Here is a 16367-nt window from a genome sequence, read left to right on the forward strand (position 1 = left end):
GGTTATCTGCAATTCCCAGCCAGGCGGAAGCCTGCTTGTTCGGCCTGTGCAGCGGTCTGGAAGGTAACGCGGTTGTGCTCGCGCACGAGGTCATAACTGGGGCAACCAGTCGGCAGGTGATAGACGCGGCTATTGCGGTTGCCTATAACGCTGCCTCCCGTGGCGCCCGTCATTTGTGAGTGCTGCGGAATGGAGCGGGAATTCTTCCCCTGGAAGGGATGAGTGGCCACGCCCGGTGTCGCAAGTCCGTCGCCACTCGGTTGCTGCCCCACCGACCAGGTGCGCTCGCCGGTGACATAGGGATTGCTGTGCCCCATCACCTTCGCAATTCGCCGGTCGCGTTCGAGTTCCCAGTCGCTGGGTGGGTACATGCGATCCCAGGCGGTAAAAAGCTGCTGCTGCTGCCGGGACATCCTCAAGCCGTACCAGTCGTGCATGTAGAGCTGCACACGGGCCACGAGTCCTTTGGCTTCGTCGCGAGGCTCGGCTGCACGCTGGTTGAAATCCACGCGGGTCGCGCATGCGCCGTACTGATAGGGGGTTTTGGAGAGCTGTGCGTAGTTGTAATGGGATCGGTCAGCGTTGACCTCACCGACGACTACGGTGAGGTTGTGTGCATCGGCCTCCATGGCGCGGAACACAGGATCGGTCGCCACGCAGTTCTTCCGCCCGCCGTTCTGCCAGCATTGGCGCTGGTGACCAAACGACCAGGCCGGCGTTATGTGCTCGTACTCGATCCGCGCCGCACGCTCAGGTAACGCTCGAACCTCATATCCGCAAGACCGGGGGTCGATGCGTCCACCCGTGCGACCAACCCAGCGCCATGTGCAGCCGCAGTAGGTGTCACCCTGAAGGTTACGGTCGAAGTAGACGCGCTCGCGTAGCTCAACTTTCGCTTGGTCGAACGTCGCCGGTGCGGCAGTGCACACCAGTGAGATGGCAGCCGGAAAAGCAGCGAGAATGAGGGCAGTGGTTTTCATGGAGCACGGCGTGGGTAGTTTCACGCCATGCTATAGATCGAAACCCGGAAATTGGGCTGGTATCTGACACGATTGTTGTCAGTTTTAGACTTCCGTGCTTCCTACCCATTCGCCGGCTATGAAAGCGTCTGCACCATCCTGGGTGCGGTCCTTCAATAAGCCGGCTATGGCAAGCAACGCCTCATGTGTCCAGCCAGATGCAGGAGCCGGCTCAGCATGAATCAGCGTTCCCCGCAGATCGCAGATCTCCAAGGGACCGTTGGCGATGGCCGCCAGAATGTCAGGCTCGCCAGCATTCACATCAGTAACAAAGCAGATCATTTTTCCCTCGCTGCTGCGTGTTGCCATTCGTACACCAGCGGCGATGAGCGCATCGCGTTGCAAATTGGTGGACTGGGATCCGTCCGCCTTCGATACCCGCATGTAGCCGATCAGCACCTTTTCACCCGTCACGTATACGTTCGATTATGTGACAGTTTGCATCGGGAAGCTCTGCACGTCAAAATTTGTCACTTAACCCGTCATTCTGTCTAAGGCATGCAAAGGGTAGGCTAGGCTCATAATGTGACAGAAATTCCGGGGGGATGCCTTCCTTCGCGAAGGTGGCGCGCAACTGTTCCAAGGAAGCGGGGTCGCGCCGACCATAGGAAGCCAACGCGAACAGCGAGCGTGCCGTCTCGGGGTCGTGCCGCGCTTCAATGATGGCCTCATCGATGGCCTGGACTGCCCGTTGCCAGTGATCGACGGGTTCGGGCTTCGGCGTTTTCGCCGACAGGCCACTGGTGAAACCGGTTTGGGGTTCGGACCAGAACAGCTTTGCATGCTCGCCCGGCGGGCTTATGTCCCTCACCTCAATCAAGCTGATTGCCGTTGCCGCCGCCTCCAGCATCTGCAACCGTACTGCCGGATTCAGGGTTTCATACGGTCGCCACAGACTTTGCCCAGCACGCAGCGGATGCCCGCAGCCTTCCCAGGCTTGGCGGAGATACCCCGCGCAGGTTCCGCACGCGGAAAGCGGGGTGTTCAGCTCATCGAGCAGCGTGCGTAGCAGCCGAAACCACAATCCGGCGTGGATGCTTCGGCGCGGCAGCTCCACGTGACCGGTTGTCAGTGCCTGCCAGGTACGCTGGTCCATCGCCGCAATCGCGTCGCTGGCGGTGCGCGGTTCGGCGTCGGCGTTCTCCCAGCCGATAAACCGCCCTGGCACGCCCCAATAGGATTCCAGCCAGCAGCCATGCAGCGGGCAACTCAGCATCAGGGGCAGCTTCCACGCGAGCAGTACGGCTTGGTTCTCCGGATCGTTCAGGCAGAGCGGACAGGCGCGATGTATCGGCTGGCTGGGCAGCCAGGCACGCCAGCTCGTGATGGATCGCGTCCTACGGCGGAGTTTCGGCAGCAGCACCGAGAGCTGGAACGTATAGGTTTCCAATGCGTCTGGAATCTGATCATCAAGGCTGTCCAGTAGCCAAGGCACCCAGCCGGCGAAACTCATGCAACGCAGCCGGTCCGGCTCGATGCCGCTCCGCTGGGAGAGCATCGCCAACAGCGCCAGTGGTGGCGCGGTATCCAGGTCATCGACCTGAGCGTGACCAAGATCGTGCTCCAGCAGCTCGGACACCTCCATGTGATAGCAAATGGCCACGCGGTTGAGCCACGAAGACAAGGCTTCGCCTTCTCTGGGGGCCGGATGCAGTGGCCAGCGTGGCGCTGGCTTCACATCAGTTCCCGCTCGAATTGCCGCCGCCGCTCGCTGGGACCGGTGTAATCGGCCATGCTCAGCGTGCGATGGTTGATCGCTTCCTCGCCGCTCTCCACGGCGACGATGGCCGCCGCCATCAGCAAGTGCGCCAGTTCGCCGATGGTGCCCTCGCTGCGTGTGAGCAAGTAGCGGGCCATGTCCAGCGTGGCAATCGACGAGGGTCGCCGCAGTGGAAGCGAAGCGGCGAAGCTGGCCAGCAGTGAGCAGCAATCGTGGTTGGCCTCCCATACCGGCAGCATCATCGGCTCGAAACGATTTTCCAACTGGTCATCGGAGCGGATGGCCAGGTAGGCGTCACGCGTGCCGACCCCGACCAGTGGGATGCGCAGTTCATTGCCGAGGAAGCGCAGGAGATTGAGGAATTCCCGGCGGTTGACGCTGTTACCGGCCAGGACGTTGTGCAACTCGTCGATCACCAGCATGCGCACGCCGACCTTGCGCAGCAGTGCCAGCGCCAGTTGTTCCATTTCTGGCAGTCGGGGGCGCGGGCGCAGTGGCGCGCCCATTGCGGCGAGCAGCGCAACATAGAAACGGATCACCGACGGCTCAGACGGCATCTGAACGACCAGTACCGGGATGTGCTCCTGGTCGGCGTCGGCGCTGGCTGGATGCGTGCGCCGGAACTTCTCGATGATCATCGACTTGCCGTTGTTGGTTGGACCGACCAACAGCAGGTTTGGCATGCGCTGCTTGTTCGGCCACGCATACAGGGTTTCCAGCCGGTTTAACGCTTCGACCGCGCGCGGATAGCCGATCCAGCGGTCGGCGCGAAGACGCTGGATGCGCTCGCCCGCCGGCAGCCGGGCCAATCCCTGCGCCGCCGGCAACAGGTGTAACAAGTCGATGATGGGATATTCGTCCACGGCTACCACTCCTCGATCTGGTCGAACGGCTTGGCTGGTGGCTGCTTGTCTGCCTGCGGGTCAGCCATCTCTGCGTCCGGCGGTGGCATCGCTTTGACAGGCGGTGTCGTTGCCTTGAGGTGCTGGCGTCGATCCGCATCGCGCCGCGCCTTGCGCGTGGCCTTCTGTGCGGTGGTCACGATCTCGCGCATCTGCCCGATCATGCGGAACAGTGCCGATTCATCCACCTGCTCGCGCCCTTGCTGCCGTAATTTCGCCAGCGCCTGCCGTTGTTCCCATAGGGTGACAGCCGGGTGCGACAAGGTACGGTAGGGAATTTCCAGGTAGTGCTGACCCTCCGGCTCCAGCACCCAAATGCGGCTGATGTCGCGCGGGTCGCGCCGGATCAGGAACGCAGGCAAGCGGTCGCGCCGAGCTATCCACGGCTTGAGCGCATCGGCGTAGTAGTGGATGTGGTCGATGACGAAGCCGGTGCGGGTCAGCGTGCGGCGGATGATGGGCAGAAAATCGACCAGAAAAGCCGTGGCGCGGGTGACGACGGCCGGTATACCGACACGCGCCACGGCCTCAGCCCAGCGCGCCGCCGGCGGTTGGAACAGGCCGTTGTGCACGGAGCCGTGATAGGTGCCGACCGCCAATGTGAGCCAGCGCTCCAGCTCGCGCAATGTCAGAGCGGCCTTGTTTTCGGAATCGTAGTCGCCGCGCCGGTCCGGGTTGGAGAAGGTTGTTCCCGGTAGATCGTCGTGGATCATCTGCATCGCCGTGCCGATGATCCGTTCCACAATGCCGCCATAGTGCGGCTGTCCCAGCGGACGATAGTCCAGCCGGATGCCATGCTGCTCGCAACCCCGGCGCAGGGCCTCGCTCTTGAACTCGGCCGCGTTGTCTAGGTAGAGCAGCAAGGGCTTGCCGCTCATCGGCCAATCCATTTCCACGTTCAGCCCTTCCAGCCAAGGGCGCTTGTCGCAGGCGATATGCACAAGGCACAGGCCGACCGAGACGGCGGATGGCGCTTCCAACGTGACCACCATTCCAACCACGCAGCGGGTAAACACGTCGATGGCGAGGGTCAGGTACGGGCGGCCAATCGGTTGCCGGTCGCGCTCATCGACCACGATCAGGTCGATGACCGTATGGTCGATCTGTACCTGCTCCAGCGGCGCGGTCACGGCAGGAGGCTCGCCGCCTACACCTTGCAGGTCGCGGGCGGCATCCTGGCCTTCCCGGCGGCGCATGGTTTTGAGCGGATCGAGGCCGGCGATCCGTAAGGCCACGGTGTTGCGCGCCGGCACTCGCAGTTTTTGAGCCTTGCACACCTGAGTGACTTCGCGGTGAAAGGCCGCCAGGCTGCGCTTCTGCTTGGTCAGGAAGCGCTTTTGCAGCAACTCGCGGATGATGCGCTCAACTGATTCCGGCAAGCGTCCCTTGCCTTTTCCGCCGCCGGATCGGCTGCGAGCCAGGTCCGTCACAAGCCCAGCACCTTGCCGGGCACGGCGGATTAGGACATACACCTGCCGCCTGGACAGGCCAAGCGCGTGAGCAGCGGCATCGGCGGCTTCATGCCCGACCACATCAAGCGCTGCCAGCGGCCCGATGATTTCCGCCCGTTGCCGGGCCTGCGCCCAAGCCGCATCGGGCAGGGTGGCCACGCCTTGCTCGGCAATCAATGATGTGTCTGACGCCATGCTCACACCTCGCTTTGGTGCACACGAGTATTGAGCATAGTCGAGATTGGTGCAGATGACTTCTGATATTGCGTTGTCAGGAGTCGCCTGCACATCTGGCGTTACGCCCCGTCAATTGGTGCAGTCGTCTTCTGAAAATGACAGTACTGGTAGAGGGTTTCCCGGCTGATGTTGAACTCGCGGGCAAGCTGCGCCTTGGGCTCGCCGGCAGCCGCCCGCTGCCGCAGGGTAGCAGCCTGCTCGTCGGACAGGGCCTTCTTGCGGCCCCGGTACGCGCCGCGCTGCTTGGCCAGGGCGATGCCTTCGCGCTGCCGCTCACGGATCAGGGCGCGCTCGAACTCGGCGAAGGCCCCCATGACCGACAACATGAGGTTGGCCATCGGCGAGTCCTCGCCGGTGAACACCAGGCCTTCCTTCAAGAACTCGATGCGCACACCGCGCTTGGTCAGCTTCTGCACCAGGCGGCGCAAATCATCGAGGTTTCGTGCCAGGCGATCCATGCTGTGCACCACCACGGTATCGCCTTCGCGGACGAAACCGAGCATGGCCTCCAGCTGTGGACGCTGGGTGTCCTTGCCCGAGGCTTTGTCGGTGAACAGCTTGCCGATCTCGACCTGCTCAAGTTGGCGTTCCGGGTTCTGGTCGTAACTGCTGACCCGGACGTAACCGATGCGTTGTCCCTGCAAGATGCCTCCATGGGCTGGATGGGCGGCAGGGCTTACGTTGGTTTTTGGTTCCATTGCGCCCTAAGCCTTGAATTTGTCAGGCTGAAATCTGTGACCTTGGCAAGCAGGTGTCAAAGAATATGAAAGTAGACTCTATTCTGACGGTGCGGCGCGGCCTTTCCTGACATCCAGTTAGGGTATGCCTTAAATTGACGCTTCAGCACAAATTGAGTTTTAACTATAACGTGATGTAGAGTCTATTACATTCGCTATTCCTTGTTGACGAAGGAGCCCGTGCTTGAGCTTTCTTGCCCTATTCATCAGCCTGCCCACCAAGGCATCGACCGGCCGCATGCGCGCCTGGCGCTCCGTCAAGGCGCTGGGCTGCGCAACGCTGCGTGATGGGGTCTATCTGCTGCCCGACACGGCCGACAACGCCGCAGCGCTGGACGAAGTGGCGGCGCAGGCGGCGGAGGCCGGAGGCAGCGGCGAGGTCTATCGTCTGTCGGGGTGTGACGAAGCCCAGGAGGCTGCACTGCGCGCCCTGTTCGACCGTGGCGAGGAGTACGCCGGCATCGCCGAGGAGATCAAGGAGCTCGGACGGAGCCTGACATCCCTGGATGGCGCAGCCGCCGCACGCAAGCTCCAGGCGCTCGTGCGCCGCTTCGAGCAGGTGGCGCGCATCGACTTCTTCCCTGGCGAGGCGCAGCGCCAGACCTTGAAGCTGCTCGACGACCTGCGCGACGCGATCACCCGCCGCCTGTCTCCCGACGAGCCGACCGCCCGGGAGGCGGATGTTCCGCGGCTGGGCCGCTCCGACTATCAGGGCCGCACCTGGGCCACGCGGGCGCGCCCGTGGGTGGATCGGCTGGCCAGTGCCTGGCTGATCCGCCGGTTCATCGACCCGAGCGCTCGCATCGTCTGGCTGGCGAGCCCCTCCGACTGCAAAGCTGATTGGCTCGGCTTCGATTTCGACGGAGCGGCGTTCAGCCACGTCGGCACCAAGGTCACCTTCGAGACGCTGCTGGCGAGTTTCGGACTTGATTCCGCCCCTGCACTGGTACGTCTGGGCGAGCTCGTGCATTGCCTGGACGTGGGGGGACTCCCGGTCGCGGAAGCGCTGGGCATCGAAGCGCTGCTCGCCGGCCTGCGCGCATCCGAACCCGACGACGACGCGCTGCTTACCCGCGCGTGTGAAGTCTTTGACTGGCTACTCAAGAGTTACGAGGACAAAGCAACGTGAACGCCCCGACCAGACCTCAGACCGCTGCCACGACTGAAGCCGTCCCTCCAGCGATGAGCTACCTGCAGCTCTTCGCGCGCTTCCTCAAGTTCGGCTTGCTCGCATGGGGCGGGCCTGTGGCTCAGATCGGCATGTTGCGCCGCGAGCTCGTGGACGAGGAACGCTGGATCTCCAGCAGACGCTTCAACAAGCTGCTTGCGGTGATGCAGGTGCTGCCCGGACCCGAAGCGCACGAAATATGCGTTCATTTGGGCATCCGAGCGAAGGGGCGGCTTGGGGGCGTACTGGCGGGACTCGGGTTCATGCTTCCCGGATTCTTGCTGATGTTCGCGCTGTCCTGGCTGTACTTCCAGATCGAATTCGTGGGCACCTCGCTGGGCGCGGCGTTCCTTGGCGTGCAGGCGGCCGTGATCGCCCTGATCGTGCGCGCCGTGCACCGCATCGGCGAGCACATCCTGCTCGATCGCTGGTTGTGGGCCATTGCCATCGTTTGCGCGCTGGCCGCCATGGCTCGTGTCGACTTCTGGATCACCCTGCCGGCGAGCGGCCTGGTGTACGCCCTGCTCGTGCTGAAGCATCGAGTCTTGGCGCTGCTGGTGACACTGGGGGCGGTGGCGCTGGCCGCGGCCGTGGCTTTGTGGGCTGCGCCGGCGGCGAAGCTGGTGGAAACGGTCGTTCAAGGCCAGGCATCGGTGCTGCTCATCTTCGCCTCGGGCCTGAAGGCCGGCTTGCTCACCTTCGGCGGCGCCTACACGGCGATCCCGTTCGTTCGCAACGACGCCGTCGGGCGCGGGTGGATGACGGATGGGCAGTTCCTGGACGGCCTGGCACTGTCCGGTGTGCTGCCGGCACCCCTCATCATCTTCGCCACGTTCGTCGGCTATGTGGCAGGGGGGCCGATCGGGGCGGTGGCCATGACGGTGGGTGTCTTTCTTCCGGCCTTTGCGTTCTCGCTGATTTTCTACGACCGGCTGGAGGCGGTCGTGGAGAACAAACGGCTGCACGCGTTCCTGGACGGCGTCGCGGCCGGCGTAGTCGGCCTGATCGGCGCAACCACCCTCGACCTGGCGCAGGTCACGGCTGAACGTGTGCCATCGCTGACGATGGGCATGTCAATCTTCGCCGCAGGCTTGGCATTCCTTTATGCCTGGAAGAACAAGCTCAACGTCGTCGTCGTGATCCTCGCGGCGGGATTGGCGGGCTGGCTGGTGTTTCCGAACCAAGGCTGAATCTGATCGAGTCAGCCTTCGCCGCGCCGTTTCCGATCCACCCTACTGAGGAAGCCAAGATGCCTTACGAACTGAAGCCCCTTTCGTGCGATCCGGCCAAACTCACCGGCCTGTCCGAGAAGCTCATCGTCAGCCACTGGGAAAACAACTACGGCGGGGCGGTCAAGCGCCTCAATGCCATCGAGCAGCGCCTGGCCGAATTGACCTGGGCCAGCGCCCCGGTGTTCGAGATCAACGGCCTCAAGCGCGAGGAGATGATCGCCAGCGGTTCCATGATCCTGCATGAGGTGTACTTCGATTCCCTCGGCGGTACCGGCGGCGACCCTGGCGGAGCGTTGAAGCAGGCCATCAAGCGGGACTTCGGCTCCGTGGACGCGTGGCGCGCCGAATTCACGGCCATGGGCAAGGCCCAGGGCGGCGGCTCCGGCTGGACCCTGCTGGTATGGAGCCCGCGCCGCGGGCGCCTCGTGAACGCCTGGGCCGCCGACCACGCCCACAACCTCGCCGGCGCCACGCCGCTCATCGCCCTGGACATGTACGAGCACAGCTACCACATGGACTTCGGCGCCAAGGCCGGGGCCTATGTGGACGCCTTCATGCAGAACCTGTCCTGGACGGCTGCCGACGCTGCATTTGCCAAGGTGGAGGGCTGAGCATGAAATGGATCACCCGCGAACGGCCCAAGATCGACCGCATCGCCTGCCCCTGGCTGGTAGCGCGCTTCGTCGACGAGGCCCCCGAGTTCCTGTACGTGCCGGCAAGTGACGTCATGAGAGTCGCGGCCGACACCGGCGCGATCCCCTATGACGTGCCGAATGTAGAGCTCGGCCACCACAGCGACCGCTGCAGCTTCGATGCCTTCATCGAGAAGTACAAACTCGACGATCCGGCCTTGAACAAGCTGGCGCTCATCGTGCGGGCCGCCGACTGTGCCCAGCCGCAACTGGCGACCGAAGCGGCCGGCCTGCTCGCCATCTCGCAAGGGCTGTCGCTCAACTTCGCCGACGACCACGAGATGCTGAAGGCAGGCATGGTGATGTACGACGCGCTCTACGCCTGGTGCGCCCACTCAACCACGGGGCCGCTGAAGACGGTCGCCCGCCTGCCCGGCCTGAAGTGATGCTGCTGCCCGCCGGCGTCGCGCCCGAGGCACGCCTGCTGCTGATCGGCCGGGCCCTGCGGGCCTTCACCGACGGCTTTGTGGCCATTCTGCTGCCGGTCTATCTGCTCACGCTCGGGCTCGGCAAGTGGGAAGTCGGGCTGATCAGCTCCGCCACCCTGCTCGGATCGGCGCTGGCGACCCTGGCGGTCGGGCAATGGGGCCATCGCTTTCCGCAGCGCCGGCTGCTCCTCGCCGCCGCCTGGCTGATGGCCGCCACCGGTCTGCTGCTGGCCGGCCTGGGCGGCATCGGCGCCTTCTGGCCGCTGCTGATCGTCGCCTTCGTCGGCACGATGAACCCCAGCTCCGGCGACGTCAGCGTCTTTCTGCCGCTGGAGCATGCGCGGCTGGCCGAATCGGCACAAGGCGAGGCGCGCACCTTCCTGTTCGCGCGCTACACCTTCGTCGGCGCCTTGTGTGCCGCGACCGGTTCGCTGGCGACCGTGATCCCGCAAGTGCTGACTGATGCCGGCCTGGCCCAACTCGACGCGTTGCGCCTGATGTTCGTCGCCTACGGGCTGATCGGTGTCGCGATCTTCGTCCTGTATCGCGCCTTGCCGGACCACCGCGTGCACGAGCAGGCGGCGCCGTCCGCAGCACTGGGGCCTTCGCGCGGCATCGTGATCAAACTGGCGGCGCTGTTCTCGGTCGATGCCTTCGCCGGCGGGTTGATCGTCAATACCTTACTCGCGCTCTGGCTGTTCGAGCGTTTCGACCTCTCACTCGCCGCTGCCGGCCAGTTCTTCTTCTGGGCCGGACTGCTGTCGGCCGGCTCCCAGCTCGCCGCCCCCTGGGTGGCACGCCATATTGGTCTGATCAATACGATGGTGTTCACGCACATCCCGTCCAGCGTCTGTCTGATCCTCGCCGCCTTCGCCGATAGCCTGCCGGCGGCGCTCGCGCTGCTGTTCCTGCGCAGCGCCCTGTCGCAGATGGACGTGCCGACGCGCTCGGCCTTCGTCATGGCGGTGGTAACGCCGGCAGAGCGCGCCGCGGCGGCGAGCTTCACCGCCGCTCCCAGGAGCCTTGCCGCCGCAGCGAGCCCCGCCATTGGCGGCGCCCTGTTCGCCGCTGGCTGGCTGGCGGCGCCGCTGGTTGCCTGCGGCCTGCTCAAGATCGCCTATGACGTTGCACTTTGGCGCGCGTTTCGGAAGCACGAGAAACCCTCCTCTTGAGAGCGCTCGCGCGCAAGCAGATGGGGCGCCTTAGCGTACGATTTTTTCCGAATTCTGCGGGCTGCCCTAGTTGAGACACACCAGGCAGGAGGACTTTCTGTGTGAACAGCCACGAGGTGGCTCGCTCAAACAGCACTCCCGGCCGGTCGGTGCCCGTCCAGCAGAGGGCATACAGCCAGCGGCTCAAGCGAAAGCCGATGCCCGGATCGGTGAAATGACGATAGCCAAAGCGGTTCTGAATATCGGTGGCATGTATCCAGCGGCGATGATCGCTATAGCGCTGGAGGCAGTCGGGGTCTGGAATCGCCAGTTGTCGGCAAAGCACCTGCAGGACTTCCACCGGCACGGCGGCGGGCTTGTCCGGCAGAACGCCAACGAAGCGGACGGTGGTCAGCAGAACGGCATAACCCAGACGGTTATGGTTACCCCGCAGCACCTGGATGGCTTCACGGTCTTCATCGCTCAGGTGGAAGTAACGTTCCAGCTCTTCACGGCTGGGCGAATCAACATAGCGGCCAAAACCGTCGCGTTGCTCTTGAGTCAGAAAACCGACCGGCATTGATCACAGCACCTCGACGCAGAACACGGCGGGCGTGACGATCCGCGTGCGTTCGATGTGCCCGCGTTGCAGCAGGCCGGCGCGGCGATCACCGGTTACCAGGTAGTCCGCATCGCCCGCCAAGGCCATGGCCAGCAAAAACGAGTCATCCGGATCATCGGCTTCGACCTCGATGGTCAGGCGCTCCAGTACCACAGCCCGTTGCAGGTTATTGATCATGGCGCCCACCTTGGCGGGCTGTAGGATGGCCTGAAGCTTGGGATAGCGGCTGGCTCGACGAATTTCATCGAGTTGCATCCGCGAGGTCACCACCTCGAAACGCGCCGCCCGCCAGGCACGGTAGATCGCATCGGGCGCGCCATGTGGCGAGATCAGGGCGCTGAACAGGATGTTGGTATCCAACACGACCCGCATCAGCGCTTACGTGCCCAGTCGAGCGCTTCGTCAACCGCGTTGGTCAATTCTGCCTCACTCAGATGGGCGTTAGCGGCCTTGGCCTGCTCAGCGCTCAGCTCCAGGATGTGTGCCCGTACCGCTTCTTCGATGAAGCGCGACAGGTCGCCCTTACGGCCGCCGCCCTGGCTGGCCAGAAACATCCGAAGCGACTGGTCGGTGTCGGCCGAGACGGCGACATTCCAGCGAATGGTATTCATAGCGTTCTCCGCTAATAGGTGTTTGTGTGTTTATACGCCAATCACAAAGGGCGATGCAATGGTTCGACAAAACGAACAGATACCTGAGCGTTGACGACGTAAAGGTGGAAACCGCTATCAAAACCAGAGCTAGATACAAACGCTCTATAGCCTAAGGAATTCATGATTGTCCGCTGAAATGACCACATCACCTCAGCCGTCAGCGACCTCAGTCCTACGATCCAAGTCTCGCTGATCATTAAGAGCCACGGCGTCCGCACGCATTCGAGCAGGCACTGTATCTCTCACCTTTGAAAAGTCAGCATCGCTTGCAGGCTTAACCTTAACCGCTTCTGCACGTCCAAATCTTTTATCGCCATAGCGGCTAATCGAATCGGTAGCCTGGTGCCCCATGACGTATGCCATTTCTATTGCGGACATGCCTGAGGCTTTCAGATTTGAGCCGAACTGGTGACGAAGTGTGTACATACTCGGCACCTTCCTCCTACCGAATAGCTCAGTAGCGACTTGGTGAAGCGCAACGCGTATTGAATCCATACTGCGCGGCTGACATTTAAAAGCAGCGAGAGCGTTTCTCAAGATATTGCAGACGTCTCCATCAGCCTCAAGCGTTCGGCTAGCGCCGCGTAAACCGTTGTGGCTAAGCTTTGCACCGGATATATGGATGCGCCGGCCATCGATAGAAATTCCGTTAAGCTCGCATGGTCGCGCTCCGGTAAGAGATATCACCATTAAAGCTCCCGCTTCGACAGGCATATCTCGTTCAGCCAGACACCGTAGCCACGCTTCGAAATCAGCGGTAGAAAGCTTCTGCGGACGTCGCTGCTTTTTCTTTCGCGGCAGATTTAACACAGTGACCGGATTGAGCGTACGATTGATTTCTTGGGCAGCCCAGAAATTTCCTCGATGCTTTTGATCAAACGCCAAAGCGTTACGTAGGCGCCGATAATAATCCGGGCGGTAATCAGGGGCCGCCCGTAGTAAAGCACCAATAATATTGAGCTCATCAAGCTCAACGCCCTGCATCCGAGTCGCATAAAAATTACTGGCCAAACTAATATAGGCGCTTTGAGTCTCTGCATTCATATTATTCTTCTAATTATTATTTGCGTGACACATGCCACACAATCAATTATTGCAAATACGAAAACAAAAAAACAACAACCAGAGCATTATTTTTTATATAACCCCAAAAGCCAAACATTGCAAAGGTGCAAAAATTCTATCCTTTCTATATCGCATTCCGGACTTTGGTTCGTTGGCCAAGGACGCACCATGTTAACCGGATCCCACAAGACGACCGGCCGGGAGCAGCACATAGGCCGACTGGATAGCGCTGGGTATGAGCAGGTGCTCCCATTCTTACAGCCGATTCACATTTTAAAATGCCAGAAGCAAGTGGAGTGATTTTAAATTGTGCTCACAGTTTGGGTCGGCGACGGACTGGGGCAATCGCCTACCGAGACACCACTGCCCACGGCATACTGCTTGTGCCAATTTTAAATTATGGGTTTGGGTCGGACACGCTACTAGATAGCCAGCCGAACGGCCTCCGGGGCGTTAACCGTGAGAGCTGTATAAAAATACAGTATAGCCTATTGCCTTTTTAAAGCGGAGCAACTTAGAATTATGAACAGAACAACAACCTGAGGAAAAAACATGTCTGTCCTAATTCTTAACTGCGAGCGCGACGAAGTCGGCGGTCAATACCTAGTAGCAAGCATTCACGGTGTGGAACACTACGTATCACTTGATGATGACTATCCGGAGCAAATCCCAGATTCAGATGATATAGTCCACCGCATTAATGCAGATGACTTCAATGAGCTTTCAGAGCAGGTACGCTCCTACGTGCGCAAGCACAGCATCGCCCCCATTCATTCACTCGATGATGTTAAGCTGCTTGCAATGCGGCTCGGCGATATGAAAGCAAAGACCTACGAAATCGACGAAGAAGGTCTTGGCCTCACGCTCCGTGACTGTAACGTAGATAAAGGTGTACGCATCCTAGCTCGTAAATTTCAGAGTACATATCAGGCACATCGCTGGCTGACCGAGCAACTGGATATTTTAGGTTTCAATGCGTCACGGTAAGCGTGCAAGCGCTAATGTCCCGCCATTGCATTCCTAATCAAAAGCCGCATGCAACCGCAGGCGCGCTATAGATAAAGACGTTTAACCGACTAAATTGACTTCATCCGACTCGGTTAGACGTTGGCTTTATTGTAGTCCACCTGATTAACTTGAAGGCTGCTCACTTCAAATCTTTTCTGTCTCGCGGTAGCCTTTCGTTTAGCAATGCTCGGCAACCGACGCACGCTTTATAGATTGAACCAACAAAGGCGCATGGATCATGGTTCATCTACAGCAGAAGTACCGTCATCCAGTATTTCCGCCTCGAGGCGCCCCATATAACCATTAAGCAATACTATAGCCAGCAGACAACATAGCGGAGCAAGTGCTTGCTCCGCAGAGAGTTGCGAAGACCGTCGTCAATTCGTACACCACCGTATTTCCCTGAAACAACCGTTAGTGGTCTATTTCTCAGGACAGGCAAAGGAACGCAGACAGCCGCCTAGTTCGCCTATTACCGTTGGCTACAGGCCGATGGTTTCGATTAATGATACCTACTTCGACTCAGACGAGCTTTTCCAACTCCGGCAGGATCTCGAACAGATCCCCGACCAGGCCGTAGTCGGCGACCTGGAAGATCGGCGCTTCCTCGTCCTTGTTGATCGCGACGATCACCTTGGAGTCCTTCATGCCCGCCAGGTGCTGGATCGCACCGGAGATGCCGACGGCGATGTACAGCTGCGGCGCGACGATCTTGCCGGTCTGGCCGACCTGCATGTCGTTCGGCACGAAGCCGGCGTCGACCGCGGCTCGCGAGGCACCGACTGCGGCGCCGAGCTTGTCGGCCAGCGAGTACAGGTGCTTGAAGTTGTCGCCGTTCTGCATGCCGCGGCCGCCGGAAACGACGATCTTGGCCGCGGTCAGCTCCGGACGGTCGGATTTGGCCAGCTCTTCGCCAACGAAGGCGGACTTGCCGGCGTCACCGCTGCCGGAGACCTGCTCGACGGCCGCTGAGCCGCCCTCGGCGTTCACCGCGCCGAAGCCGGTGGCACGCACGGTGATGACCTTGATCGGGGCGCTGGACTGCACGGTGGCGATGGCGTTGCCGGCGTAGATCGGGCGCTTGAAGGTGTCGGCGCTTTCGACGGCGATGATCTCGGAGATCTGGTCGACATCCAGCAGCGCCGCCACGCGCGGCAGGAAGTTCTTGCCATTGGTGGTGGCCGGAGCCAGCACGTGGCTGTAATTTTTCGCCCCACTTTCCCCTACAAGCTGCGCGATCAGCGGCGCGACGTTTTCCGGCAGCTGATTGGCGTAGGCCGCGTCGTCGGCGACCAGCACCTTGGACACGCCCTCGATCTTGGCCGCCGCTTCACCGATGGCGCCGCAGCCGCTGCCGGCGACCAGCACGTGGATGTCGCCGCCGATCTTGGTGGCCGCCGCCACGGTGTTCAGGGTTGCAGCCGCCAGGACCGCGTTGTTGTGTTCAGCGATAACCAGGATAGCCATCAAATCACCTTCGCCTCGTTCTTCAGTTTCTCGACCAGTTCAGCCACGAACTTGACCTTGATACCGGCGCTGCGGGCAGCCGGCGCTTCGACCTTGAGGGTCTTCACGGTCGAGGTGGTGGTCACGCCCAGCGCCTCGGGCGTCAGGGTTTCCAGCGGCTTCTTCTTGGCCTTCATGATGTTCGGCAGCGACGCGTAGCGCGGCTCGTTCAGGCGCAGGTCGGTGGTGACGATCGCCGGCAGGTTCAGCGCGACGGTCTGCAGGCCGCCGTCGATCTCGCGGGTGACGTTGACCTTGTCGCCAGCGACTTCCACCTTGGAGGCGAAGGTGCCCTGGGCGTAGCCGGTCAGCGCGCCGAGCATCTGCCCGGTCTGGTTGTTGTCGCTGTCGATCGCCTGCTTGCCGAGGATGATCAGTTGCGGCTGCTCCTTGTCGACCACGGCCTTGAGCAGCTTGGCGATCGCCAGGGAATTGAGTTCATCAGCGGACTCGACCAGCACGGCGCGGTCGGCGCCCAGCGCCAGGGCGGTACGCAGCTGCTCCTGGGCAGCGCTCGGGCCGACGGAGACGACCACGATTTCGCTGGCCACGCCTTTCTCTTTCAGGCGCACGGCTTCTTCCACGGCGATTTCGCAGAAGGGGTTCATCGACATCTTGACGTTGGCCAGGTCAACGCCGGAGTTGTCCGCCTTGACGCGGACCTTGACGTTGTAATCGACCACTCGTTTGACGGCGATCAGTACTTTCATGTGGAAAACCTCTCGATCTCACGGGAGCGGATGCCCGCCGCCCAGCCGGCGGGTAAGGCGAGCACC

At 61.5% G+C, this 16367-nt stretch carries 18 protein-coding genes; 6 read left to right on the forward strand and 12 right to left on the reverse strand.

From position 1 onward, the window contains the following. Positions 1–2: 2 nt before the first annotated feature. The 6 genes from ACSSNI_RS18425 to ACSSNI_RS18450 form a co-directional block, all read right to left on the reverse strand. The gene (locus tag ACSSNI_RS18425; RefSeq protein ID WP_448259908.1) at positions 3–980 is read right to left on the reverse strand and encodes an endonuclease; all 978 of its coding nucleotides are present in this window, start codon (positions 978–980) and stop codon (positions 3–5) included. 84 nt (positions 981–1064) lie between these two features. Beyond that, a complete protein-coding gene (locus ACSSNI_RS18430; RefSeq protein WP_448259910.1) occupies positions 1065–1433 on the reverse strand; it encodes a hypothetical protein in 369 nt (122 codons plus the stop codon). 46 nt (positions 1434–1479) lie between these two features. After that, positions 1480–2673, reverse strand: coding sequence for a TniQ family protein (locus ACSSNI_RS18435; protein ID WP_202636815.1), 1194 nt, complete (start codon positions 2671–2673; stop codon positions 1480–1482). Between the two features lie 20 nt (positions 2674–2693). Further along, complete coding sequence (locus ACSSNI_RS18440) at positions 2694–3602, reverse strand: TniB family NTP-binding protein (RefSeq protein ID WP_021264342.1); 909 nt, start codon at positions 3600–3602, stop codon at positions 2694–2696. Between the two features lie 2 nt (positions 3603–3604). After that, the gene (locus ACSSNI_RS18445) at positions 3605–5287 is read right to left on the reverse strand and encodes a Mu transposase C-terminal domain-containing protein (RefSeq protein ID WP_031297276.1); all 1683 of its coding nucleotides are present in this window, start codon (positions 5285–5287) and stop codon (positions 3605–3607) included. A 101-nt stretch (positions 5288–5388) separates the two neighbouring features. Continuing rightward, the gene (locus tag ACSSNI_RS18450) at positions 5389–5973 is read right to left on the reverse strand and encodes a recombinase family protein (RefSeq protein ID WP_448259913.1); all 585 of its coding nucleotides are present in this window, start codon (positions 5971–5973) and stop codon (positions 5389–5391) included. 277 nt (positions 5974–6250) lie between these two features. Between ACSSNI_RS18450 and ACSSNI_RS18455 the strand changes: the two genes are divergently transcribed. From ACSSNI_RS18455 to ACSSNI_RS18475, 5 genes are read left to right on the forward strand one after another with little or no spacing between them, the layout of a single operon-like run. Next, complete coding sequence (locus ACSSNI_RS18455) at positions 6251–7195, forward strand: chromate resistance protein ChrB domain-containing protein (protein ID WP_126152496.1); 945 nt, start codon at positions 6251–6253, stop codon at positions 7193–7195. Continuing rightward, positions 7192–8424 carry a chromate resistance efflux protein ChrA gene (gene chrA / locus ACSSNI_RS18460; RefSeq protein ID WP_174236539.1) on the forward strand — a complete coding sequence of 411 codons (1233 nt, stop codon included), beginning with the start codon at positions 7192–7194 and terminating at the stop codon, positions 8422–8424. The genes ACSSNI_RS18455 and chrA overlap by 4 nt, the downstream gene beginning before the upstream one ends. 59 nt (positions 8425–8483) lie before the next feature. Next, entirely contained in the window at positions 8484–9077 is a 594-nt protein-coding gene (locus ACSSNI_RS18465; RefSeq protein WP_023443146.1) for a superoxide dismutase, read from the forward strand. Positions 9078–9079: 2 nt separating this feature from the next. Continuing rightward, a complete protein-coding gene (locus tag ACSSNI_RS18470) occupies positions 9080–9544 on the forward strand; it encodes a chromate resistance protein ChrB domain-containing protein (protein WP_003155013.1) in 465 nt (154 codons plus the stop codon). Next, positions 9544–10758 carry an MFS transporter gene (locus ACSSNI_RS18475; protein ID WP_126152498.1) on the forward strand — a complete coding sequence of 405 codons (1215 nt, stop codon included), beginning with the start codon at positions 9544–9546 and terminating at the stop codon, positions 10756–10758. Before ACSSNI_RS18470 ends, ACSSNI_RS18475 begins: the two co-directional genes overlap by 1 nt. Here the strand turns inward: ACSSNI_RS18475 and ACSSNI_RS18480 are convergent. The 4 genes from ACSSNI_RS18480 to ACSSNI_RS18495 form a co-directional block, all read right to left on the reverse strand. After that, a complete protein-coding gene (locus ACSSNI_RS18480) occupies positions 10694–11317 on the reverse strand; it encodes a DUF4158 domain-containing protein (protein WP_448259916.1) in 624 nt (207 codons plus the stop codon). The two genes, ACSSNI_RS18475 and ACSSNI_RS18480, sit on opposite strands and share 65 nt — an antisense overlap. Before the next feature lie 3 nt (positions 11318–11320). After that, entirely contained in the window at positions 11321–11731 is a 411-nt protein-coding gene (locus tag ACSSNI_RS18485; protein ID WP_003150546.1) for a putative toxin-antitoxin system toxin component, PIN family, read from the reverse strand. Continuing rightward, complete coding sequence (locus ACSSNI_RS18490; protein WP_003089107.1) at positions 11731–11970, reverse strand: ribbon-helix-helix domain-containing protein; 240 nt, start codon at positions 11968–11970, stop codon at positions 11731–11733. The genes ACSSNI_RS18485 and ACSSNI_RS18490 overlap by 1 nt, the downstream gene beginning before the upstream one ends. A gap of 192 nt (positions 11971–12162) precedes the next feature. Then, positions 12163–13056 (reverse strand): site-specific integrase, encoded by an 894-nt coding sequence (locus tag ACSSNI_RS18495; protein ID WP_003291594.1) that lies wholly within the window; start codon positions 13054–13056, stop codon positions 12163–12165. 573 nt (positions 13057–13629) lie between these two features. Here ACSSNI_RS18495 and ACSSNI_RS18500 point away from each other — a divergent pair. Continuing rightward, positions 13630–14064 (forward strand): hypothetical protein, encoded by a 435-nt coding sequence (locus ACSSNI_RS18500; protein WP_041110863.1) that lies wholly within the window; start codon positions 13630–13632, stop codon positions 14062–14064. A gap of 543 nt (positions 14065–14607) precedes the next feature. On the opposite strand, the gene ACSSNI_RS18505 is transcribed toward ACSSNI_RS18500, so the two are convergent. Both ACSSNI_RS18505 and ACSSNI_RS18510 read right to left on the reverse strand, forming a co-directional pair. Further along, positions 14608–15552 (reverse strand): electron transfer flavoprotein subunit alpha/FixB family protein, encoded by a 945-nt coding sequence (locus tag ACSSNI_RS18505; RefSeq protein ID WP_042909929.1) that lies wholly within the window; start codon positions 15550–15552, stop codon positions 14608–14610. Beyond that, positions 15552–16301: an electron transfer flavoprotein subunit beta/FixA family protein gene (locus ACSSNI_RS18510; protein WP_042909930.1), complete on the reverse strand. Its 750-nt coding sequence runs from the start codon at positions 16299–16301 to the stop codon at positions 15552–15554. The genes ACSSNI_RS18505 and ACSSNI_RS18510 overlap by 1 nt, the downstream gene beginning before the upstream one ends. Positions 16302–16367: the final 66 nt, after the last annotated feature.

Source organism: Stutzerimonas tianxiuensis, assembly GCF_053470365.1.